The organism is Gallaecimonas zhanjiangensis (assembly GCF_057624825.1).
In genome coordinates, this window is record NZ_CM172603.1 from 1,885,324 (window position 1) to 1,907,599 (window position 22,276).

General features: G+C 57.1%; 20 protein-coding genes. 13 read left to right on the top strand and 7 right to left on the bottom strand.

The window, feature by feature from the left end:
- Positions 1 to 77: 77 nt before the first annotated feature.
- A complete protein-coding gene (locus AC22G1_RS08925; protein WP_487316445.1) occupies positions 78 to 989 on the bottom strand; it encodes a helix-turn-helix transcriptional regulator in 912 nt (303 codons plus the stop codon).
- Between the two features lie 288 nt (positions 990 to 1,277).
- Here AC22G1_RS08925 and AC22G1_RS08930 point away from each other — a divergent pair, with 288 nt between their 5' ends.
- Positions 1,278 to 2,228 (top strand): GlxA family transcriptional regulator, encoded by a 951-nt coding sequence (locus AC22G1_RS08930; protein ID WP_487316446.1) that lies wholly within the window; start codon positions 1,278 to 1,280, stop codon positions 2,226 to 2,228.
- A gap of 584 nt (positions 2,229 to 2,812) precedes the next feature.
- The gene (locus tag AC22G1_RS08935) at positions 2,813 to 3,388 is read left to right on the top strand and encodes a RebB family R body protein (RefSeq protein ID WP_487316447.1); all 576 of its coding nucleotides are present in this window, start codon (positions 2,813 to 2,815) and stop codon (positions 3,386 to 3,388) included.
- On the opposite strand, the gene AC22G1_RS08940 is transcribed toward AC22G1_RS08935, so the two are convergent.
- Together AC22G1_RS08940 and AC22G1_RS08945 are read right to left on the bottom strand one after the other, a co-directional pair.
- Positions 3,385 to 4,284 (bottom strand): aspartyl/asparaginyl beta-hydroxylase domain-containing protein, encoded by a 900-nt coding sequence (locus AC22G1_RS08940; RefSeq protein ID WP_487316448.1) that lies wholly within the window; start codon positions 4,282 to 4,284, stop codon positions 3,385 to 3,387. The two genes, AC22G1_RS08935 and AC22G1_RS08940, sit on opposite strands and share 4 nt — an antisense overlap.
- A gap of 94 nt (positions 4,285 to 4,378) precedes the next feature.
- The gene (locus tag AC22G1_RS08945; protein WP_487316449.1) at positions 4,379 to 5,275 is read right to left on the bottom strand and encodes a LysR family transcriptional regulator; all 897 of its coding nucleotides are present in this window, start codon (positions 5,273 to 5,275) and stop codon (positions 4,379 to 4,381) included.
- A gap of 99 nt (positions 5,276 to 5,374) precedes the next feature.
- Here AC22G1_RS08945 and AC22G1_RS08950 point away from each other — a divergent pair, with 99 nt between their 5' ends.
- Both AC22G1_RS08950 and AC22G1_RS08955 read left to right on the top strand, forming a co-directional pair.
- On the top strand, positions 5,375 to 6,154 hold the full coding sequence (locus tag AC22G1_RS08950; protein ID WP_487316450.1) for a dioxygenase family protein: 780 nt from the start codon (positions 5,375 to 5,377) through the stop codon (positions 6,152 to 6,154).
- Positions 6,151 to 6,822: an alpha/beta hydrolase gene (locus AC22G1_RS08955; RefSeq protein WP_487316451.1), complete on the top strand. Its 672-nt coding sequence runs from the start codon at positions 6,151 to 6,153 to the stop codon at positions 6,820 to 6,822. Before AC22G1_RS08950 ends, AC22G1_RS08955 begins: the two co-directional genes overlap by 4 nt.
- Positions 6,823 to 6,876: 54 nt before the next feature.
- On the opposite strand, the gene AC22G1_RS08960 is transcribed toward AC22G1_RS08955, so the two are convergent.
- Entirely contained in the window at positions 6,877 to 9,132 is a 2,256-nt protein-coding gene (locus AC22G1_RS08960; protein ID WP_487316452.1) for a TonB-dependent receptor, read from the bottom strand.
- 238 nt (positions 9,133 to 9,370) lie between these two features.
- On the opposite strand from AC22G1_RS08960, the gene AC22G1_RS08965 reads away from it, so the two are divergent.
- Positions 9,371 to 10,528: an E22 family MetX-like putative esterase gene (locus AC22G1_RS08965; protein WP_487316453.1), complete on the top strand. Its 1,158-nt coding sequence runs from the start codon at positions 9,371 to 9,373 to the stop codon at positions 10,526 to 10,528.
- Positions 10,529 to 10,560: 32 nt separating this feature from the next.
- On the opposite strand, the gene AC22G1_RS08970 is transcribed toward AC22G1_RS08965, so the two are convergent.
- The 3 genes from AC22G1_RS08970 to AC22G1_RS08980 all read right to left on the bottom strand — a co-directional run bounded on the left by AC22G1_RS08970 (position 10,561) and on the right by AC22G1_RS08980 (position 15,376).
- The gene (locus AC22G1_RS08970) at positions 10,561 to 11,838 is read right to left on the bottom strand and encodes a PepSY-associated TM helix domain-containing protein (RefSeq protein ID WP_487316454.1); all 1,278 of its coding nucleotides are present in this window, start codon (positions 11,836 to 11,838) and stop codon (positions 10,561 to 10,563) included.
- Complete coding sequence (locus AC22G1_RS08975; protein ID WP_487316455.1) at positions 11,835 to 14,087, bottom strand: TonB-dependent receptor; 2,253 nt, start codon at positions 14,085 to 14,087, stop codon at positions 11,835 to 11,837. Before AC22G1_RS08975 ends, AC22G1_RS08970 begins: the two co-directional genes overlap by 4 nt.
- A 107-nt stretch (positions 14,088 to 14,194) precedes the next feature.
- Positions 14,195 to 15,376 carry a multidrug effflux MFS transporter gene (locus tag AC22G1_RS08980; RefSeq protein ID WP_487316456.1) on the bottom strand — a complete coding sequence of 394 codons (1,182 nt, stop codon included), beginning with the start codon at positions 15,374 to 15,376 and terminating at the stop codon, positions 14,195 to 14,197.
- An 85-nt stretch (positions 15,377 to 15,461) separates the two neighbouring features.
- Between AC22G1_RS08980 and AC22G1_RS08985 the strand changes: the two genes are divergently transcribed.
- The 8 genes from AC22G1_RS08985 to AC22G1_RS09020 all read left to right on the top strand — a co-directional run bounded on the left by AC22G1_RS08985 (position 15,462) and on the right by AC22G1_RS09020 (position 22,249).
- A complete protein-coding gene (locus tag AC22G1_RS08985; RefSeq protein ID WP_487316457.1) occupies positions 15,462 to 15,881 on the top strand; it encodes a MarR family winged helix-turn-helix transcriptional regulator in 420 nt (139 codons plus the stop codon).
- Positions 15,882 to 15,936: 55 nt separating this feature from the next.
- The gene (locus AC22G1_RS08990; RefSeq protein ID WP_050657994.1) at positions 15,937 to 16,203 is read left to right on the top strand and encodes a hypothetical protein; all 267 of its coding nucleotides are present in this window, start codon (positions 15,937 to 15,939) and stop codon (positions 16,201 to 16,203) included.
- 21 nt (positions 16,204 to 16,224) lie between these two features.
- The gene (locus AC22G1_RS08995; RefSeq protein ID WP_487316458.1) at positions 16,225 to 16,911 is read left to right on the top strand and encodes a glutathione S-transferase family protein; all 687 of its coding nucleotides are present in this window, start codon (positions 16,225 to 16,227) and stop codon (positions 16,909 to 16,911) included.
- Positions 16,902 to 17,414 carry a GNAT family N-acetyltransferase gene (locus tag AC22G1_RS09000; RefSeq protein WP_487316459.1) on the top strand — a complete coding sequence of 171 codons (513 nt, stop codon included), beginning with the start codon at positions 16,902 to 16,904 and terminating at the stop codon, positions 17,412 to 17,414. The genes AC22G1_RS08995 and AC22G1_RS09000 overlap by 10 nt, the downstream gene beginning before the upstream one ends.
- A 69-nt stretch (positions 17,415 to 17,483) precedes the next feature.
- A complete protein-coding gene (locus AC22G1_RS09005) occupies positions 17,484 to 19,496 on the top strand; it encodes a S9 family peptidase (protein ID WP_487316460.1) in 2,013 nt (670 codons plus the stop codon).
- A gap of 638 nt (positions 19,497 to 20,134) precedes the next feature.
- Positions 20,135 to 21,004, top strand: coding sequence for a hypothetical protein (locus tag AC22G1_RS09010; RefSeq protein ID WP_487316461.1), 870 nt, complete (start codon positions 20,135 to 20,137; stop codon positions 21,002 to 21,004).
- Positions 21,005 to 21,206: 202 nt separating this feature from the next.
- Positions 21,207 to 21,401, top strand: coding sequence for a hypothetical protein (locus AC22G1_RS09015; protein ID WP_487316462.1), 195 nt, complete (start codon positions 21,207 to 21,209; stop codon positions 21,399 to 21,401).
- Positions 21,402 to 21,709: 308 nt separating this feature from the next.
- A complete protein-coding gene (locus AC22G1_RS09020; protein ID WP_487316463.1) occupies positions 21,710 to 22,249 on the top strand; it encodes a hypothetical protein in 540 nt (179 codons plus the stop codon).
- The last annotated feature ends 27 nt before the right edge of the window (positions 22,250 to 22,276 follow it).

Below are 22,276 nucleotides of genomic sequence, written 5' to 3' on the forward strand. Positions count from 1 at the left end.
CCCTCGAATTTTCTTCTTTTTCTCCAGTCCTGTTCTGATATTAATATCCCACTTTTGATATTTTCAGTGGGGCTCTATTACGATCTGCGATCGCGGCGCCAGGCACCTGGCGTTACGCCTACCCAATATTTGAACACTCTTGTAAAGTGGCTTTGGTCAGCGAAGCCGCAATGAAATGCAATTTGGACAAGTGATAGATTGGTTTTAAGAAGCAAGCCTTTGGCGGTTTCTATTTTGTACCACCTTAACCACCTGTGCGGAGGCATTCCCGTTGCTTCTTTAAAGCCACGAACAAACTGGCTCATTGTGAGATCGCAAGCCTCGGCTACGGCTTCAAGAGAAAGGTCTCTCTGTAGACAACCAGCGAGTACTTCTTTTGCCCGTTCTTGTTGTGAAAGAGAAAGCCTGTGTCGTGTGGTGGGGGCTGCTACAGGCATACCACCATAGGTATGAGCAAGATGTGCACCTAGGGCATAGGCGATGTTGTCAACGAAGAACGCACTGGTGTGCTGAGGGTTTTCAATGAACGGGATCATAGCTCGCGCTAAATGCGCCATTACCGGATCTTGAACACCCCGGCCAGACAAAACGGATAGTTCATCAATGCGCCTTACGCCAATATCGTCCGCAATCTGATGTAGAAGCTTTTGTGGTACGTAAAACTGGACACAGTCGAAGGGGCTCTGCAAGAAAGCAAGGGTATCGTTCCTCAAGTCATAAAAACTGGCTTCATTCTCCCTAAAGCCCGGTTGAGGAACGGATCTCCCATTGAGCCAAAGCTCACCAGAGGGAAAATCTTTGAGCTGAAGCGCTATCACGTGAGCATCTTCGGTGGGTATCGGCGTTGTGAGGCCATGGCCTTCAGTTGCGCAGGTTAGCCGCGTAGCAGAGAAACGTGTGTCCTTTTTCAGGGTTTTCACGACTGTGGGAGCATCTTCGATGCGAAAATGCTCTCTCACCCGGTCACCATAGTCAGAAATCTTCGACATGGTCGAACACCACTCATCCCTACCAAAGCGCTTAATGGGCCATTATGCCCACCACTGTTGAGGTGCGCAATTTACCAAGTCACCCACCTTTCTTGTCATCGCCCAGGCGCTGGCGTTCTCGTTATCGCAGCTCCGGCCCTGCCGGGCTAACTGCGTGTAACGTTCAATGAGCAACTTCTAACGTTCAATACAGTGCCAAACGCTCCCTTCTAACATGGCGTGCTAATGGCTCGTTTCTCCTTGTGGGAGATGAGTGAGAGTAGCCCAAGCAAACGAAGGGACGAGGTCATGAGAAAGGTAGCGATCGTGCTCTATCCCGATGTTCTGATGCTGAATGTGGCAGGGCTTCTGGACGTCTTTACCGTCGCTAACCGCTACTTGCCTAAAGATGAAGCGTACAAGGTCTACACTGTCGCTGCGGATAAGGAGCCTTTCCATGCCTCTAATGGGGTCAAGATGGTGGCAGACTTCAGTGTCGATGATGCCTCTCAGAACTTCGATTTAATCCTGATCCCAGGGGGGCCGGGCGCAGATCCTCAAACTCACCCCGAGCTTGTCTCCTGGATAAAGAACAAATTGGCAGCAACCAATAGGTGTGTGTCGGTCTGTGGCGGCGCCTTTATCCTTGCTGCAACCGGGCTGCTGGAACAACGCCGCGTCGCCATTCACTGGAATGATGTCGATAAATTTAGCCGGCGATTTCCCGAGGTGATTATCGAGCGAAATAAAATAATTGTTCGCGATGGTAATATTTTATCCTGCGCAGGCGCCGCAGCTGGTATAGACCTTGCCTTGTCTCTTGTTGCTGAAGACCATGGAAAACCGCTAGCAATTGATATAGCGACGGCTGTACTCGCTGTTACGCAATATAAAGGCCAACAGGTACAGTTTGGGCCTGTATTGGCTGAGGTGTCAGACTCTGAAACGCCCATCAGCAAAGTTCAGTGCTACATAATAGAAAACATATCTGAGCCGCATAATATTGAAGAGCTGGCCGATATCGCCAATATGAGTGTGAGAAACTTCACTAGACAATTTAAAAATGAGACCGGTTTTTCACCAATAGAGTACGTGCAGCAATGCCGATTTGATAGAGCGCGGCAGCTTTTAGAGTCTACTAAGCTACCGCTCAAGACGGTTGCATTTCACTGTGGGCTGTCTGGAGCACGGCAACTTAGAAATCTCTTTATCAAGTACTTTGAAAGATGCCCATCAGCATATAGAGAGCAATTCGAATAGTGATAAATAGCGATAAAAGTGAGTAATAGAAAAAACCTATCTTCTGATCCCTTTCAGGCTTCAGATTTTATTAAACTTTCTCAACACGTTGATGAATTGAAAAAGCTCCTCTTCATTCAATCCCTCTAGTCGTGAAAAGAATGCATCCGATTTAACCATGCTTGCAGCCTGAACCCTCTCGTGACCGCTGCTGGTGAGGCTGTAGACAATGCCTCGCCCGTCGTCGGGATCTGCCGTCGCTTGCGCCAGAGCATTGTTGGCACAGTGCCAGCTGTGGGATAAAACGAGCGAAGTTCTCTCGCGCTTCTACTGATACGGTGTCTGCTCAACAAGCTATTTGGCGCCGATGCGAAAGGGCATCGTCTCGGTCGCAGAGTGTCTGATTGCAGCGCTGGGCGCTCTGGCTGGCTGACGCTGATGCTGCCGCTGCGCCAAAAAGAAGGGGGACCGTTTGTGTTCATGCGGGGCTATGTTGCAAAGCGCGGTATGGCATGATGCTGATCTCGCGTGGCTAATCGCAAGCTTGTCAACGAGCTACGCTTACCCTTTCGCCCGGTTACTTCCCTGTAAGCAAGGAGCGCATCATGTCCCAAAGCACCACGGTCAACCCGATGATCACCGACGCTGTTACCCAAGCCAATACCAAGGTCGTGGCCGAATCGCCAGCTATGGCCATGGCCACGATCTACCAAACAGTGGCCCATGCCACCGGCCTGGCCCTTGAAAATGCCGTTAACGCGCAGAACCAGCAAAATATCGTTGCCCAGGCCGCGACGACCCAAGGGGTGATGCAAATTTACTCTCTGGACACGGCGGCGAATCCCCAAGGGGTTTTAGATGCGTTAAATGGTGGCAGTGCCAAGGTCCAGGCGGCAAGCTTTGGGGGCATAAACTCGCAGATAACCGATGCTGTGAACCAAACCCTTCACGCTGTGCTGGGGAGCGCCGGGGATTTTTCCTATGCGGTGCGAAGCGCCAGTGAGGCGATGCAAGCCACCTTGAATGAGATGAGTGCCGTCAATTACCAAGGCGCGCTGCATACGCTGCAGCTGGCTGCCACCGCCACTTGCCTGCGCTTGATGCTGGCAGACCCTACTCAGGCCGAGGCCTATGGCGAGGTGCTAAATACCATTCGCCGTCTTGGCCAACCGCAGGTTTAAAAGAAAATGGCGTAAATCAGCCCGGCGTACAGTGCGTATTGCAGCAGGTAGTAAAGGGGTTTGTTGAAGGCTTTGATCCGCTTACCCAGCAAGCGCACCTTGTAGATCCCGGCAAAGAGCCGGTTAAGCAGGCCGACTTTGTCGCCCTCCACGTTCTTGGTGGCGGAGGCGGCCATCACCAGGCTCGAAAAGGCGCGGTTAAGCCAGCGTATCGGCGCCCAGGTCAGGGGGCGCTCAATGTCTAAAAACAGCACGATGCGGTTTTGCGCCGATGTGTTTTGGGCGTGGTGAATATAGGTTTCGTCAAACATCACCGCCTCACCGTTACGCCAGCTATAACGCTCGCCATCTACTTCGATAAAGCAGTCGTTTGACTCGGGCACATCCAGCCCCAGGTGGTAGCGCAGCGAGCCGGCGTAAGGGTCGCGGTGGCGCACCAGCTTGGCGCCGGGTGGCAGCATGGCAAACATGGCGCCTTTTACCGAGGGCAGGGTGCGCAGCAGCGCCAGGGTTTGTGGGCAGCTTTGCCGGGCAGAGTGCAGATCGGCCCCGTACCATTTGAGGTAATAGCGCTTCCAGCCGGTTTTAAAAAAGGAGTTAAAGCCGATATCGTCTAGCTCTGCCGAGGCTTTGATGCCCGCTTGCGCGTCAAGGGCCAGGGCCTCGTCACGAATGCTTTGCCAGTGCTTGGAAAGTACCGCCAGTTCAGGAAACTGCTGAGGGTTGATGTAAGGGCGGTTATCGATGCGGGAAAAAAGATAAAACAGGCAGTTTATCGGCGCCAACAGGTTGGCATGGTCGGTAAACTTGCGGCGCAGCTTGGCGTGCTGCACCTGGCCGCGATGCTGGACATAAAACCCACAGGCAATAAAAACCAGCAGTACGTAAAAACCCATCCGTTTTCTCCAGCGCCACGCTCCTAACAGCTAGTTAATCGTGCTTGCCGGCATTGAGCAACTACCTGTTGGGAAACTCAGTCTCGCCTTGGGGTTATCCCCAGTTCACTTGCGAAAATTTCTCCACCAAAAAGGCCACCAGGCTTTTTACCCGGGCGGGCAGCAATTTTCGGCTCGGATACACCACATAAATGCCAAGGGTAGGGGCCTTGTACTGAGGCAAAAGCTCCACCAGACGCCCGGCTTTAAGGTCGCTGCCTACCATAAAATCGGGCTGCAACACGATGCCGCCCCCGGCCAGGGCGATGGCGCGGCAGGTGTCGCCGTTGTTGGTATAAACCCGGCTTTGGGTGCGCACCGTTACCGGACCTTGCGGCCCCTCAAAGCGCCAATCGTCCCCCTCAGACCAATGGCTATAAGCGAGCACCGGGTGCTGACTCAGCGCCTCAATAGCCGCCGGCGCGCCATGGCGCTCAACATAGCTAGGTGCGGCGCAAAGGCGCATACGGGTGCTGGCAAGGCGCCGGCTCACCAGGCTTGAGCTGGGTAACCGGCCAATGCGCACCGCCAAGTCAAAACCTTCTTCCACCAGATCCACCACCCGGTCGGCAAGGCTGATGTCCAGCTCCACCTTGGGGGCAAGGGCCAAAAATTCCCCCCAGAGCGGCGCCAAGTGGCAGATGCCAAAACTCACCGGCACATTCACCCGCACCCGGCCTTGGGGTGCCAGGGTGTCGCTGCTGACCATGGCCTCCACTTCCCCGATGTCTGCCAGTACCGCTTTAGCGCCGGGGTAGAAGCGCTTGCCCGCCTCGGTAAGGGATAAACGCCGGGTGGTGCGGTGCAACAGCCTTGCTCCTAGGCGCTGCTCCAGGGCATCAACATGGCGAGACACCGCCGCTTTTGACATGCGCAAGGCCTCGCTGGCCGCCACAAAGCTACCGGCATCCACCACCGCCACGAACACTCGCATTTCAAGGTCCCGGTTCATTTTATTGTCTCACTAGGTGGGATAGTTAATCTGGGTGTTAGCGGTTTATCACGAGTTTTGGCGGTAACACAATGGGCCATCAGCAGAACGGAGGGGATCATGGCTCCTGCACTTTTTGTTTCTCACGGCGCGCCCAGCTTTGCGTTGGAGCCGGGCCTGGCGGGCCCGGCCTTACAAGCTCTGGGCGTCAACCTTAAACCCAAGGCGGTGGTGATTGTCTCGCCCCATTGGATGACCCGTGGCGGCGTTGCCGTTACCACCGGCACTCACCTTGAGACCATCCACGATTTTGGCGGCTTTGCCCCGGCACTGTACCAACTGGCGTATCCGGCCAAAGGCGACCCAGTTCTTGCCAGCGAAGTAATGGCGCTTCTTGAAAAGGCTGGCTGGCCGGTAGTTGCAGACCCTCACCGCGGCCTGGACCACGGCGCTTGGGTGCCCTTGCTGCACCTTTACCCCAAAGCCGATGTGCCGGTGGTGGCGGTGTCCATGCCGTACCCCATGGACGCCAAAGCGGCCCTCGCGCTTGGCCAGGCCTTGGCGCCCCTTCGCGCTCAAAACGTCTTGGTGCTGGGCTCGGGTAGCCTTACCCATAACCTTTATGAGTTTCGCCAGCACAGTCTGGAAGACGAAGCCTATGTGGCACGTTTTGCCGCTTGGGTGCGTGAAAAGCTCGCCACCGGTGACGATGCCGCCTTGGTCGATGTATACAACCAAAGCCCGGATGCCCGCCGCGCCCACCCCACCAACGACCATTACCTGCCGCTGCTGGTGGCTCTTGGCGCCCGCCGCCAGGGCGATGCCTTTGGCGTGCTGGAAGGCGGTATTACCCATGGCGTGCTGGCCATGGACAGCTTTTTGTTTGGAGAGGCTCAATGAATCAGCGTCAGTTAACAGCCTTGAGCCAAGATGCGGCCTCCGGCCTTTATTACCAAAAGCGCCAGGCCACCGGCCAATGCCGTGGCCAACTGGTGCTGCTGCACGGGGTAGGGGGCAATGAAAGTAACCTGCGCGCCTTGGCCGAATTTTTGCCGCCCGACTGGGCGCTGTGGTTTGTGCGCGGCCCTCTGACCCTGGGCCTGGGCCAATTTGCCTGGTTTCAGGTGAGTTTCACCGCCGCTGGCCCCAACCCGAACCTCGGCCAAGCCGAAGCCAGCCGCCAAAAGCTGCTGGCCTTTATAAAAAGCGCGCTTGATACCACGGCGCCCCGGGTGGTGGCCGGTTTTAGCCAAGGCGGTATCATGAGCGCCAGCGTTGCCCTTACCGAGCCAGAGTCTGTTACCGGCTTTGGCATGTTAAGTGGCCGCATCCTGCCGGAGCTGGCGCCGCAGCTGGCGAGCGCTGGGCGCCTGGCGGTCCTTGAAGGCTTTGTGGCCCACGGCCGCTATGACAATAAATTGCCCATCGACTGGGCCGAGAAAGCCACCACCTGGCTAACTGCACTCGGGGTGCGCCACCAGCTAAAACGCTACGACATGGACCATCAGCTAAGCGCCGAGGAGTGCCGCGATTTTAGCCGCTGGCTGGGGCAATTGAGCGCTAAGTAACGGGCACAAAAAAGGAGGCATCAGCCTCCTTTTTTATCCCTTCGTGGCGCCCGCTTAGAAGCGGTAGCCCACCGAGAGGCTCACCGTTCTTGGGTCGCCGTAGTAACCCACTATGGTGTCCTCGCCGCCAAGGCCGGGGCCTGTCACATTGCCTTGGGCATCGCGGGGGGCGGCAAAGTTGTAGCCCGCCAGGCGGTATTCTTTATCCCCCAAATTGCGGCCGGTGAGCTGCACTTCCCAGTTGCCCTTGTACCAGGCGACAGAGGCGTTCCACAGGGTGACCGAGCCGGCATCGAGCATGGACGGGGTTTCAAAAATCTGGGTTTTGTCGCGGTAATTCACGCCGCCGGAGATCACCATATCGCCGCCAAAGGCCTCCAGGTTGTATTGGGCCAGCAGGCTGCCGGTCCATTTGGGGGTATTGGCAAAGCTCCACAGATCTGACACGTCCACCACTTGCCCGGCATTGGGGTCAAAGTAGTCAACCCGCTTGAATTTAGGATCCACGTAGCCGAGGTTGGCGGTAAATTGCAGGGCCTCGGTGGCAGCCAGGGTCGCCTCCAGCTCCATGCCTTTGATTTCTGACTTACCGGCGTTTAGCACTTGGGAGGCCACGTCGGTGTTGTTGTTCACCGCCCGCTGCACCGTGATTTGCATATCGTCGTAGTTGGAATAGAAGGCGGCGATATTGGTGCGCAGGCGATGGTTAAACCACTCGGCCTTGGCGCCAACCTCGTAGGTGTCGACGATTTCCGGGCTGTAGGGCTTGTCAGCGTCGGGGTTGACCGCTTTATTGGCCCGCATGTCAAAGCCGCCGGACTTAAAGCCGTTGGTGTAGGAGCCGTAGACCATCAGATCTTGGGTCAGCTGATACTCCAGGCCCACCCTGGGTGAGAAGCGGCTAAAGGTGGCGCTGTCGGCAAAATCCGATTGCACCGCAAAGGGCGGGGTGGCCGGATCGTGCGGGTAGCGAATGCCAAGGTAGACATAGCGGTACACGTCGGCGTCTTTTTTGTCGCGGGTGTAGCGGCCGCCAAGGGTCATGGACAAATCCTTGGTGAGCGGGAAGGAGCCCTGGGCGTAGGCCGCGTAGCTCTTGGTGTCAACGCAGCCGCCGTTCTCAACCGTTACCCCTTGCAGGCCAAGCACCGTCTCAAACACGCCACAGGCCTGGCCGTCCAGGTAGTAAACCCCGCCTACCGCCTTCCAGCCGCCGTTATCAAAATTGAGCTGGAATTCCTGGGTGAACTGGCGGTCGTCGTAGAGCGCCGGAATATCCAAAGACGGCTGGGCGGTGGAGTCAAAATCGATATTGGTGTCGGTGTCGCCATCGCGGTGGGCGGTGATGGATTTAAAGGTCCAGTCGTTGTTGATGTTGTAGGTGATGGTGAGCGCCTCGCCGCCGGTTTCCACGCTGTTTTTGGTGGGCATGGAGGTGTCGGAGTCATAAACGCTGCCGTAGGGCTGCTGGCCGGTTACCAGGGAGGGGGTCAAGCGGTAACCGCCCTTGGCGTTGGAGTCGTCCCAGGTGCGGTCGGCCATGAAGTTAACACTGAGGTTGTCGCTCGGGTACCAGGCAAAAGACACCCGGCCGGCCTGGATGTCTTTGTCGTAGTTGTCGGCGCCGGTGTTTTTAAACTTGCCGAAGCCGTCGCGGTTAAAGGTGCCGTAGGCAAATCCGGCCCAGAAGGTGTCAGACAGCGGCATTTGCCCCGAGATAGTAAAGTCCCGCTGGTTGTAAGAGCCCACCGTGCCTTTGAGGTGCAGCTCTGGGTCGCCGTGCAGTTTTTTTGTGACGTATTTCACGGCGCCGCCAATGGTGTTGCGCCCATAAAGGGTGCCCTGGGGGCCGCGCAGCACTTCGATGCGCTGCACATCGAGAATGTCCATCACCGCCCCTTGGGGCCGCGCCACATAGACATCGTCAATGTAAATCCCCACCCCTGGCTCAAAACCCCAAAGCGGGTCTTGCTGGCCGATGCCGCGGATATAAGCGGTCAGGGTGCTATTGGTGCCGCGGCTCACTTGCAAGGTGGTATTTGGTGAATACCACTGCACGTCGGCCAAGTCTTCCACCCCCCGCTGGCTCATCTGCTCGGCCGAGAGGCTGGTAACGGCTACCGGCACCGATTGCAGGTTTTCGGCGGTGCGCCGGGCGGTGACTTCAATCACTTCCAGGCTGGGTTCGTCGCTTTTGGCGGCGGGTTCGTCGGCGGCCAGCGCCGGGGCACTGGCGGCAAGGCCCAGGCAGACAGCTAGGGCGATGGGTGTGAGGTTGTAACTGGGCTGCATTTTTTGTCGTACTGACATGGTTAACACTCTCCGTGTCTATTGTTATTTCGGTGTTAACTGTATGCCTATTCGTCAATTGTTAACGCTGTACCTTAGTACTATGGCCAAGGGGGCCTGTCTCTATCAGACTGATTTTGCAAGGAAGATAATAAGGAACAGCAAAAATGTGCAGCATAAACCGCCTTTTGCCGGGGCAGCCGTTGGCGCGCGCCGGGATCCATTTACGTAACAATCTGGCAGTCGCGGAGGGCAGGGCATGAAGTGGCTTCTCTCCCTTGGGCTGCTGCTGGCAAGCCTGGGTATTCAGGCGCTGCCGCTGGTTGAAAAGCAGCGTTTTGATCTTGCGAGCTTTACCACCCAATCCGGGGCCGTGCTGAAAAAGGTGTCGGTGGGGTGGGAGGCTTACGGCACCCTCAATGCCGATAAATCTAACGTTATCCTCATTACCCATTTTTTCTCGGGCACCTCCCATGCCGCCGGTAAATACCACGACAGCGACCCGGCCCCCGGCTACTGGGACGCCATCATCGGCCCGGGCAAGGCCATCGACACTGACAAGTACTACGTGCTGAGCGTCGACACCCTGGCCAATGCCAACGCCTTTGACCCCAATGTCATCACCACCGGCCCGGCCAGTATTGACCCTGCCACCGGCAAGCCCTACGGGCTGCGCTTTCCGGTGGTCTCCATCCGTGATTTTGTGCGGGTGCAAAAGGCGCTGCTCGATAGCCTTGGTATCCACAAACTCCATGCGGTGGTGGGGGCGTCCATGGGGTCGTTTCAGGCCCTTGACTGGGCGGTGGCCTACCCCGATGAAGTGGAGCGGATGGTGAGCGTGATTGGCGCCGGCGAAATGGACCCTTGGACGGTGTACGGCCTTGAGCGCTGGAGCGACCCCATCAAAGCCGACCCGGCCTGGCACCACGGCGATTACTACGCCAGCGGCCAGCCGCGAGAGGGCCTTAACAAGGCGCTGGCTTACATTATCTATGACGCCAGCTACCCGGACGGCTTTAACCGCCGCTACCCGGCCCCCACCGACAAGGCCCCGAAAGTGGATATCGACGCCGGCTTTGCCTCGGTCAAGGCGCTTTTGAGCCAGGCCGCCCTTCGCGCCAAATACCAAGATGCTAACGCCATCTTGTATCTGGTGCGCGCCTCGCAAATTTACCTGGCAGGCTACGAGGGCAATTTGGAGGACAACCTGAAAAAGGTCACCGCCAAAACCCTCTTTATGCCGGCGAGCCACGACAGATTGCTGGTGCCTAAAATGGCCCGCAGCACCTTTGAAACCTTAAAAAAACTGGGTAAAGACACCCAGTATCAGGAAATAGACGGCCCCTGGGGTCACCTGGACGGGCTGGTGTCCATTCCCAGCCAGGCCGGGGTGTTAAAGGCCTTTTTGGCACAGTAAAAAAGCGGCCCGAGGGCCGCTTTTTCATAGGCTCAGCCAGCCAAGTTGAAAAAGCGGCGAAGCCTGGGGATACGCTTAAGCAGCGCCCACTCCAATGCCAGCAACATCAGCAAGGATGCCAACAACATGGGCAGCACCAGGCTCAGCCCCAGCACCAGGGCGGTAACGGCGCCAGCCGCGTTGGTGCTGGGCGGCGCGCCCAGGTTGTGGCTGGGTTTGCGTTTTAGCCAAAGCCAGAGGCCGGATAGGCTCAGCAGGCTAAGGGCCAAGGCTGTCATCAAACCCAGCAGTTGGTTGGCCCAGCCAAAGAGCTGCCCCTCGTGGGCGGCGATGCCCACCCCGATGACGCGGTCCACCAGCGGCTTTTGCGAAAAATCCTCTCGCTTTAGCACGCTGCCGTTCGCCGCCAGCCAGGCGGTGGCGCGAAGGGGGCGGTTTTGGGTATCGGACGCGACCTTCCACTGGCCACTGTGAGCGTCGCTGACCGACAGCTCCACCGGCGGCGCCAGGCCCAGGCTTTGGGCCTTTGCAAGCACCGCGGGGCCGAGTTGGTGGTAATCGCTGACCATGGCGCCGAAGTGGTGCTTTTTCTCAGCGGGACTGGTGGTCCAGTCCTGGCTGACCGGCGCGCTATAAGCGCGCAGCGCCTTGAAGGCGCCGCCCCAAACGCTGGTCCAGGGCAGGGCGGTGATGAGCAGAAAAAGCGCCAGGGCCGACACCCAAATCCCTACAACACTGTGCAGGTCTCGCCAAAAGGCGCGGCCTTTGAGGCTAAAGCGTGGGTAAAGCAGCCCGCCCAGGCCCCGGGCACCGCGCGGCCACCACAAATACAGGCCGGTTAGCACCAGCACCAGGGCCCAGGAACCGGCCAACTCCACCAGCAAGGCACCGGCTGTGCCAGCCAGTAGCTCGCCGTGCAAGGTCTTGGCCCATTGGCTGAGGAGCGCACTGGCAGGGGCCTTGCCCAGTACGGTCAGGCGGTAAGGGTCAACAAAGAGCTGCCAAGGCTGGCCCTGGTATTGCAGCGTGACCCGCACCGCCTCGTTGTCGCCTTGAGGGAGGCGGTAACTGGCAAAGCGGCTGCCAGGCAGTGCCTTGAGGGCCGCTTCTATCTGGGCTGTGGGGCTTGCCCGGTCGCCGCTTTGTGCCAGATGGTGATAGGGCTCTTCCGCCTTTGCATCGAGCTGAGGTTTGAAAAGGTAAAGGGCCCCCGACAGGCTCAATACCAACACAAAAGGGATACAAAAGAGGCCGGCGTAGAAATGCCAGCGCCAGAGAGTGGCATAAAGGGGTTTACGCGAAGGGCTCATAGGTCGTAACTCAAGCTCAGGTAGAAGGTGCGGCCCGGCCAGGGGTGGGCGACGTAGTCAACATCATTGGTGAGGTTATCCACTCCCAGAGCGAGCTTAAGCTGGTCGGTTGCGGCATAGCGGGTTCTCAAACCCAGGCGCAAATAGCTGTCGATAGCGCCGTAGACATGACGCGCAGTGTCGCTGTTATCCAGTTGGCCGTAGCTGTTGCTGGCGTACTGAAGGTTGGCACCGATGTTCCAGCGGGCGCTGAGGTCGTAATCGGCCAGGAGATTGGCCCGCCATCTGGGCAGACGCGGGTAACGCTTGCCTTCAAGCTCGGGAGCGGCGCTGTTTTCGATGATTGTGCTGTCGGTGAAGGTGAGGTTGAAATTGAGGTGCAGGCCGCTTGTCAGCAGGTCACGTTCGCTGGCAATAAACTCCACGCCGCGGGTGCGCACCTCGTCAATGGGCACAAAAGTCGTGAGGCTCAGGCCGCCCGCCAGGGTGGTGGACTGGGACTCGATAACGTCCCGAACCTTGTCTTGAAAGAGGTTCAGGCGCAGGTAACCGCCGCCATTGTCTTTTTGCAGCATCAGGTTGTGGTGGGTGCCGTTTTCCGGTTTGAGTTCTGGGTTGGCCTGGCTGATGGCGTTAAAAGCTTGGTACTGGCTAAAGAGCTCCTCGACGATGGGGAAGCGGTAAGCCTTGGCCCAGGAATAACGCAGTTGCCAATCCTCGGCCGGCTCATAGCCCAGGCTGAATTTGGGGGAGAACTTGTTGCTTGTGGTGCCGGGCACGGCCTCGCGCACCAGCTCGCCGTTGTCCTGCTTGCTAAAGTACCCCTTCTTACTCTCGAAAGACTCAAAGCGGCCACCAATATCGACGCTCCAGCGCGGCGCCAGTTGCCAGTGCAGCTGGGCAAAAAAGGCATCGATTTGGGTTTGGCCGCCGTTCTCGCTGGTCAGGATGTCCCTGTCTTTGGCGCGAAAATCAGCCGAGCTGTAGAGGTTGTAGTGCAGCTCATAGGCTTCATGGCGAAGACCTGTGACCAGGCTCAAGTCTTCGCTACCCAGCTCACGGATCCGTAGTTTCACCTCCGCCGTCTGCCAGCCGGTGTCATCATAGTCGGCTACCTGGCCAGCGGGAGTGAAGGCCGGATCTTGGGGGTTACGGGCAGAGGTGCCGGTGCGGTCTTTGAGGATATCAAAGCGACTGAGGTTGACCTCCAGCGCCAGGTTGGAGGTCAGATCCCCTTTGACACGCAGCCCCGCCGACAGGCTCTGCCGGTCTTGCTCGCTCACCCCAAGGCGGCTCGCCGGTACCGAAAAGGTGACGCCGTCCTGGGTGACATCCCCTGAATAAACAGGGTTGCCCTGGCTATCGCGCAGATAAGTGTTGGGGTCATCCTGCAGGTTCGCGCGGTCTTCAAAAGCCAGGTTCAACAGCGCCGACCAATTGCCAAAGTCATAACCGGCTTTGAGCTTGAAGTTGTCGGTCTGGCTGCTCACCTCGCCGGTGTCGCCAAAGTAGCGTTGGTTGACGCCCTTGGTGTCCTGCCCCTCTATGGCGCCGGTGACGGGAATGGGGGCGGCCGCCTGGCTCTTGCCGCCAAAGTAAAAGCTTTGAGGTTGGGAGTCGCTTTGCAGGTGGTTGTAGGAAACATAAAGGCTCAGATCGCCAAACTTGTTGCCTGCCGACAAAAAGCTTTTGTAGCCGCCGGGGTGGCTGTTGTAGCCGTAGGCGTCAAAGTCCTGGGTGAAATAGGTGCTGTCAAAGTGCAGCTGTGGGCCCTGGGGTATGGCGGTTTCAATCAGTACCACGCCACCCATAGCGTTGCCGCTGTATTCGGCGCTAAAGGGCCCGTAGAGTACCTCGACACTGGCAATTTCGCTGGCTGACACCAAGGTCCAGCGCGGCGCGCCGTTCCAACGCGATTGCAGAAAATAATGTAGCGGCACCCCGTCGGCAAAGACCATGGAGCGGGTGGTTTGGAACATATTGGCGCCGCGAATACCCAGCGTGCCGTTGGCGTCGCCAATAAAGCGGCGGCGAATGGCGATGCTGGGCTCGTATTTGACCAGATCTTCGGTGGTGACCAAGTTGGCACCGTTGAGATCGGCCGGGCTCAGGTGGGTAGCGGGGCTGGGGCCCTGCTCGGTGCTGAGGTTTTTATTTCCCCATATCACCAGCCTTTCTACGCCCTCATCGGCAAAGCCGGGGGTTGCAAAAAGGGTGGCAATGGTGGAGGCAAGCAAATGTTTGCGCACGTTTTTTCCCTGGATTGGCAAATTGCCGCCGAGTCTAGGGAAATGGCCGTCCTTAGCAATGCGACATATTGTCGCAGGGGGGGCACCGCGCCCGTAAAAAGCCGCCTTTAGGCGGCTTTTTTGCTGGTCCAGATAAGGGCCAGGCACAGCAGTGAACAGACCCCTTGGGCCAGTACCACGGCGATGACTTTTTCTGGCAGCAGCGCCGAGCCTGCCGAGATAAGCCCGGCAATGGAGAACTGAATGGCCCCCAGCACCGCCGCCGCCGTGCCGCCGTGCTCGGCAAAATACTCCATGTAACTGGCCTGAATGTTGGGGGTAATGGCCCCCATGGCGCCAACGGTTACGATCATCGCCGGCAAAAACAGCCAAAGGTGGGGGGCAAAGCTCATCACCAGCAGCAGCGCGACAATGCCAAGGGCCTGCAGGCTCAGGCTCCAGCGTAAGATTTGCTGCGGCGCAAAGTGGCTTAACAGCTTGCGGTTGGACAGGTTCATCACCAGCATCATCACGATATTGGCGCCAAACAGCAGCGCAAAAACCCCAGGACTTACCCCAAAGTGCTGCTGGTAGATAAAGGAAGAGTGGGTGATAAAGAGCATCATCACCGAGAAGGCAAAGGCCTGCAGCCCCATGTAACGCAGCGCCGGTTTAACGGCAAATACCGCGCCGTAGCGCTGCCAGACGCTGACATGGGCATGAGGTTTGGCCTTGCCCACCTCGCCGGTAAACACGAAGCCCTTCATCAAGACCGTTAAGAGCGCGCCGTAAATGGCCAGGAATAAAAAGATGCTCTCCCAGCCAAAGCCCAGCAGCAGGCTGCCAAAGCTGGGGGCAATGGCTGGCGCCACCACCATGATAAGGCCAATCAAGCTGAAGAACTTGGCCGCCTCCCGGCCCGAGAGGCTGTCGCGCACCAGGGCCGGTACGCAGACAATGGCCCAGCCGGCGCCAAAGGCCTGCACGGTGCGAAGGGCAAGCAGCATTTCAATGCTTTTAATGCGGGTGATGGCAAAGCTTGCCACGGCAAAAATCACCAGGCCGCACAGCATCACGGCCCGGCGCCCGAAGCGGTCAGACAAAGGTCCTGCCACCAGTTGGCCGATGGCAAGGGTAAACACATAAACCGAGATGCTAAGGGCGATTTGGTGCACCTCGGTGCCCAGGCCTGCGGCCATGGCCGGGAAAGCGGGCAGGTAGGTGTCAAGGGCAAAGGGCCCCAGGGCCATGGTCATGGCCAGCAACACGGCAAAGCCGAAGTGAAGTTTGGGAGCGGCGGGGTTGTTCAAAAGCGCTGTCCTCTCGATGGTGCTTGACGGGGCGGCGCACCAAGGTGATAGTTGATTAAGTCAACCAGTTTAAAGCATTCCTGCCATGCCTAACAGCCCCTCGCTGGAACTCACCCTTTCGGCCCTTCGCAACCAGATGCGCCAGGCCCTTAACCGCAGCCTTGGCGAGCAGGGCATTGCCTTGTCGCCGCCCCAGACCCAATTGCTGCAATTGGTGGCCAGCCACAGCGGTATCTGCGCCAAGGCCCTGGCCGAGCGCACCGGCCGCGACAAAGCCACCATCACCCGCATGCTCGGGCCGTTGCTGGCAGAAGGGCATATCCTGCGAAGCGCTGACCCGGCTGACGGCCGCCGGCAGATGCTCAGCTTGAGCGCCTCGGGCCGGCAATTGGCCGAGGCCTGCCTAACGGCCCGCCGCCAGGTGCATGAAACGGTTTTTAGCCCCCTGAGCGAAGCCGAAAAGGTGCAGGTGGCAACGCTCTTGGAAAAATGCCTCAACCGCTAGCGCCCTTGGGGGCTATCAAGCATCATAGGCCTGACATTTACCAACCCGGTTTGCCATGAGCACCCAAGACAACCCCTTTGATCAAGAAGAACTCCTTGAAATCGTTGAAAACCAACTGGCCGACAACGAGCCGGTGAAGGTCAAGGAGACCCTGCTGCGCCTGACCATGAAAGGCATGGCCCGCGAAGAAGCGGTGGAGTACATCGCCTGCGCCTTGTCGCTGGAGATAATCGACGTAGTGGAAAACGGCCAGCCCTTTAACCACAAACGCTACGCCGCGCATCTGGACACCCTGCCCGAGATGCCCTGGCTGGAAGAATAACCCGCGCCGCAAGGAGGCCCCGTGTACCAGCTTTATATTGCCAACAAGAACTACTCGTCTTGGTCGCTGCGGCCCTGGTTGCTGGCCAAGGTGCTGGATATCGGTTTTGAGGAACGGCTGGTGCCCTTTGAAGACGGCTCAAGCTTCGAGGCCTTTCGCCATTTCTCGCCCACCGGCAAGGTGCCGTGCCTGGTGGACGGCGACATCACGGTGTGGGACAGCCTTGCCATCACCGAATATCTGGCCGAGCGCCACAGCGGCGTGTGGCCGGCCGATGCCCGGGCCCGCGCCTTTGCCCGCAGCGCTTGCAGCGAGATGCACTCGGGGTTCTCGGCCCTTCGCAACCTTTGCGGCATGAACTGCGGAATACGGGTAAAACTCTTTGCCATGCCGGCGGCCCTTGAAGCGGACATCGCACGTATCAAAGCCCTCTGGCAACAAGGGCTCGATAGCTTTGGCGGCCCCTATCTTGGTGGCAGCGCCTTTAGCGCCGTCGATGCCTTCTTTGCACCTGTGGTGTTTCGCTTCCAAACCTACGGTATTGCCCTTAGCGGCCCCCTGGCTGACTACGCCGCGCGTGTGCTGGCGCTGCCGGCCATGGAGCAGTGGTACCAGGCGGCCCTTGAGGAAACCTGGCGCGAGCCCAGCCACGAAGCCGAGGCCAAGGCCGCCGGCCAGTGGCTGGAGGATAAGCGCGCATGCCGCTGATAAGCACCGCCCGCCTTTACTTGCGTGAGGTTGTGCCTACCGACGCCGCGTTTTTGCTGGGGCTGTTAAACGAGCCCGGCTGGCTTGAGAACATCGGCGACCGGGGCGTGCGCGATATCGAGGGTGCCCTTAACTACATCGAGCAGGTGCCCCTTGCCTCCTACCGCGCCCACGGTTTCGGGCTTTATATGGTGTGCCTGCAAGATGCCACCCCCATCGGCCTTTGCGGCCTTATCCAGCGCGACTACCTCGACTGCCCTGACCTCGGCTATGCCCTTTCCAGCCCTTATTGGGGTAAGGGTTATGGCGAAGAGGCGGCGTTGGCAGTGCTGGCCCTGGCCGGGCAAAAGGGCATTGCCACAGTGAAGGCCATTACCAGCCAGCACAATGTAGCCTCGGCCAAGTTGTTGGAAAAAATCGGGTTTTCAGAGGTTGCCCCGGTTACGCCACCGGGGAGCGACAGCCCCTTACGTTGCTTTTGCCGCGCCCAGGCAACGACTTGACCGGCGGGCGCAGCCAGCGGGCGCACTTTGCATTAGGGTAAGGCGAATGTAAAAAAATTGGGAAGCCCGATGAAACCTTGCGCCTTCGCCCTGGCCATATTGGCCGCCTTGCCGGCACTAGCTGCCGAGCCTTTTGAACCCATTGATGTTTTCAGCCTGCAATACGCCACCGATCCCGAGCTTTCCCCCGACGGCAAGGCGGTGGCCTATGTGCGTACCGTTATGGACATCAAATCTGACCGGAGCCTCGGTAACCTTTGGCTGGCCGCCACCGACGGTAAAAGCGACCGGCCCCTGACCTCCGGGCCGCACAACGCCCGCTCGCCGGTGTGGTCCCCCGACGGCAAAAAGCTGCTCTATATCGCCAACGACGACGGCTCCAACCAGCTTTACCTGCGCTGGATGGACAGCGGCCAAACCGCGCGGCTTACCAACCTCACCCAAAGCCCCGGCAACATCAGCTTCTCGCCAGACGGTAAATGGATAGCCTTTACCATGGCGGTGCCCAACACCCCGGCGCCTTTTGCCAAGATGCCGGCCATGCCCAAGGGCGCCCACTGGGCAGAACCGGCCAAGGTGATTGATAAGGTCTACTACCGCGCCGACGGGGCAGGGTACTTGGACGACAGCATCACCCAACTGTTTGTGATGGGCGCTGACGGCGGCGCGGTGCGCCAGCTCACCAAAGACCCATTCAATCACGGCGGCAGCTACAGCTGGGACGCCGACAGCCGCTCGCTGGTATTGAGCGCCAACCGCCACCAGGACTGGCAATTCCAGCCCATTAACACCGAGCTGTACCGGGTTGGCCTGAATGGCGACATTACCGCGCTCACCGACCGTAACGGCCCCGACAACAACCCCCGGGTCTCCCCCGACGGCAAGCGCATTGCCTACACCGGCTTTGACGACAAAAAGCTCGGCTACCAAAACAGCGCCCTGTACCTGATGAACAAGGACGGCAGCGGCAAAAAAGTGCTGGCAACCGGCCTTGACCGCGCCATCAAAGACGCCTTTTGGGACAAAAGCGGCGATGGCCTCTTTGTCAGCTTTGACGACAAAGGCCACACCAAACTCGCCTATGTCAGCCTTGCCGGCAAGGTCAGCACCCTCACCGACGACATGGGCGGCACCGAGCTTGGCCGCCCCTACGACAGCGGCAGCTTCTCGGTGGCGGGTAACACCCTGGCCTACACCCGCACCAGCACCAGCCGCCCGGCCGACGTAGCGGTGCTCACCAAAGGCGGCAAGGTGCGCCAGCTCACCCACCTAAACGACGACCTGTTCTCCTTTAAGCAACTGGGCAAGGTGCAGGAATACTGGGTGACCTCCAAGGTCGACGAGCTGCCCATCCAAACCTGGCGGGTATTGCCGCCGGACTTTGACCCGGCCAAACAATACCCGCTGCTCCTTGAGATCCACGGTGGCCCCTTTGCCGATTACGGCGCCCGCTTTGCCGCCGAAATGCAGCTCTACGCCAACGCCGGTTATATCGTGGTGTACGCCAACCCCCGTGGCTCAACCAGCTACGGCGAGGCTTTTGCCAACCGCATCCACCATAACTACCCCAGCCACGACTATGACGACTTGATGTCGGTGGTGGACGACGCCATCGCCAAAGGCAATGTCGATACCCGCAACCTCTTTGTCACCGGCGGCTCCGGCGGCGGGGTACTGACCGCGTGGATAGTGGGCAGCACCGACCGTTTTCGCGCCGCCGTGGTGGCCAAGCCGGTGATCAACTGGCTGAGCTTCACCCTCACCGCCGATTTCAGCCCCTATTTCAGCCAGTACTGGTTTGCCAAAAAGCCCTGGGAAGATCCCATGGGCTACTGGCAGCGCTCGCCACTCTCAAAGGTGGGCAATGTTAAAACCCCCACCATGCTGCTTACCGGCGAGTCGGACTACCGCACCCCCATCTCCGAGACCGAGCAGTTCTACCAGGCCTTGAAGCTGCAAAAGGTCGACACCGCCATGGTGCGCATCCCCGGCGCCGGCCACGGCATCACCGCCCGGCCCTCCAACCTGATGCGAAAAGTGGTCTACGTGCTCTCCTGGTTCGACAAGCACAAAGCGAACTAACCAAGAAGGCGCCCAAGGGCGCCTTCTTTCTCTTTACCTAACAGAAACATCAGCTTAGTCTGGAACCTGAATAAAGGCTGACCTCAAGCCGCCGCCTGTTTGTCGCGACTTTTGCGCAGCAAGCCACCAGGGATGGGTAACAACTCAGGATGAGAACGGGACATTGAGAACCACACTCAAGGGCGGTAGCGTGTTTTCTGTTCCCTTTGTTTTTCACATATCCATTTGATAATAAATGATTTTGTGCTGTTTCTTCTTTGACGGTGTGCTCTTTTATCGCAAGGGTTATTCGGGTCGTCCATGCTCCTCACCTGCCGGGTCGAATGGCTGTATGGATGTACAGTTTATCTGCTGGGACAGCTGCTTCAGGTCATTTATGACGATAAAGAACGCTCGTTTTTCCCGGTTTGACCGGTTTTACTTCATTGAAGTAGAAGACGTTATTTCTCATCCGATGTGATGATAACGAGCGCATGTCTCGCATAAAAACGAGACCGCTCGCTTTTGTGGAGTCATTCTTGGCTTTCACACGAAAATCTATAGGACGATCAGCTGGTTAAGCTTTCAATACCGACTGGTCATATGAGTGAAAGCGAGCGCGCTCGCTAATAAAACTGTTATGTGCCAAGGAGTCTAGGTTGAAACGATACAAAGTCATTCGTTTTCAGTTTGATGGAAGGGCTGCTGTTCTCAATCAAATAATATCGGACGACTGGGAACCTAGCGTCAAGGACAACTGGCTTGAGAATAAACGAAAAGTTAAAGAAGAGATTATTGCTGAATTTGGTGCAATTAACTGCTTTCGAAAGATTCAGGACTTTTCAGATTTAGATTCAGATCAACCATCTTTAATAGCGTTTCATAACCAGTTTATGAAACAAATTTCTAACGCTTATTCTTTCGGGGCATATTATCCGGCTCTCACTGGTGCATCTTCTTTGGGGGAAAGGATATTAAACCACTTGGTTCTAAAGCTAAGAGAATATTTCAAAGCTACTCCTGAATACCAGAAAGTGTACAGAAAGAACTCTTTTGATAACTGGGATTTAGCTATCAACACTTTAGAATCATGGGATGTCTTACTACCTGAAGCAGTCGCAACCTTTAGAGAGTTAAAAATTATTAGGAATCACTCTATTCATTTTAATCCTGAAACGGATGAAAATTACAAAGAGGCGGCTTTAAAAAGTATTTTGTTGTTAAAAAAAATCATAGGTCAGCAGTTTTCGGGTTTTGGGGCTCAGCCATGGTACATCGCCGGCACTATGGGGGCTTGTTACGTAAGAGAGTCATTTGAAAACGTTCCATTTGTTAAAGAGATAGTATTACCTAATTGCGTAAAGGTTGGTCATCTTCATTCTGTTGAAAGAGTCGGACATCAATTTCAAATAATAGATGAGGAAAATTATGCAGATATTAGTGTTACAGATGAGCGCTTTAAAGAGTTGGTAAACAATGCCAGCAAATATGATAAAAATAACCTGTTAATAGATGGAGACGGCACATAACAAAACGCTGTTGTCGCTCCCTTTGGTCGCTGGGACGCAAACATGTGGGCGCTGGGACGCAAACATGTGGGCGCTGCGCTCTCGCCCACATGCTTGCGCCCCAAAGCTTAGCGTTAGATGCTCGCCAAGAAATTTACATTGAAGGAATAATTTATGAAAAGGAAACTAACAGGGAATGATGGTAAAGCAATAATTATCCCTGATGGATATCGAGGCCTTCAAGGTACGGATGGTCGCATGGTTCCTATTCCGCCTGGAGGACGAGGACTGCAAGGAAACGACGGCCGAATGGTGGCCATTCCCTCTGGCGCCAGAGGTCTACAAGGTTCTGATGGAAGAATGGTTGCAATTCGTTCAGGTGCACGGGGGTTGGAAGGAAGTGATGGCCGAATGGTAGAAATCCCAAGTGGTGCTAGGGGCTTACAAGGCTCCGATGGAAGAATGGTCGCAATACGTGCAGGTCACCGAGGCCTGGAAGGCCCTGATGGGCGAATGGTTAGCATTGCGCCAGGAAAACGTGGTGTGCCTGATGCAAAAGGCAGAATGCGAAATAAATAGTATGCATCTAACAAGGCAAATCAGTCCGACGGTTTTTCCGTTGTGCGTTTTGTGGTTTAACGCTACGCTACCACAAAACACTCCACTCCAAAACCGCGGCTGTTTGCGGCGTTAGACCGCCATGAAGCAACAGGAAGCGTCAATAAAATGAGTCCCGCCCAGCAAGCCAACATCGCAGCTGGTCAGCTACTGATCGTTGCTGCCCAAAAGATTAGCGCTTCATTGGATAGCTTCTCGGGCTGGCTTGCTGCTGGGTTCGGAGCGGCTCTGGCTCTTTTCATCGCTAATCTAGACACTGTTTCAAGCTACATTGAACCTCACAGCATTCGGTGTGCGGCCATCCTTTTTCTCATATCTGCCGTTCTGGCGGTCATTCAAAAGCTTCTAGCCGTATTTATCGGCGCCGGCACCGCCGCTGGTGTTGCAGGCGCTGCGTTTGGTAAAGATCTGGCTGATCGTGGCGTAGATATCGACATCACTACGTTCTTTGCAGAGACAAAGAGAGCGCTTTACTGGCCTGGTAGTGCTTTCGCTAGCCGGGCCTTTGTCAAAGCGCAATCCGGAGACTTTGCTGGTCCCGGGCGCATGTACGTAAAGATTGGGCAGCTCCAAGCTCTCATCGTTGTGATCCAGGCAGCACTTTCACTGGCCGCAGCCTCAGTTGTAGTGTGTGGGCTGGCGGTCTAACAAGTCATTCAAGCCGATGCCGCTTCG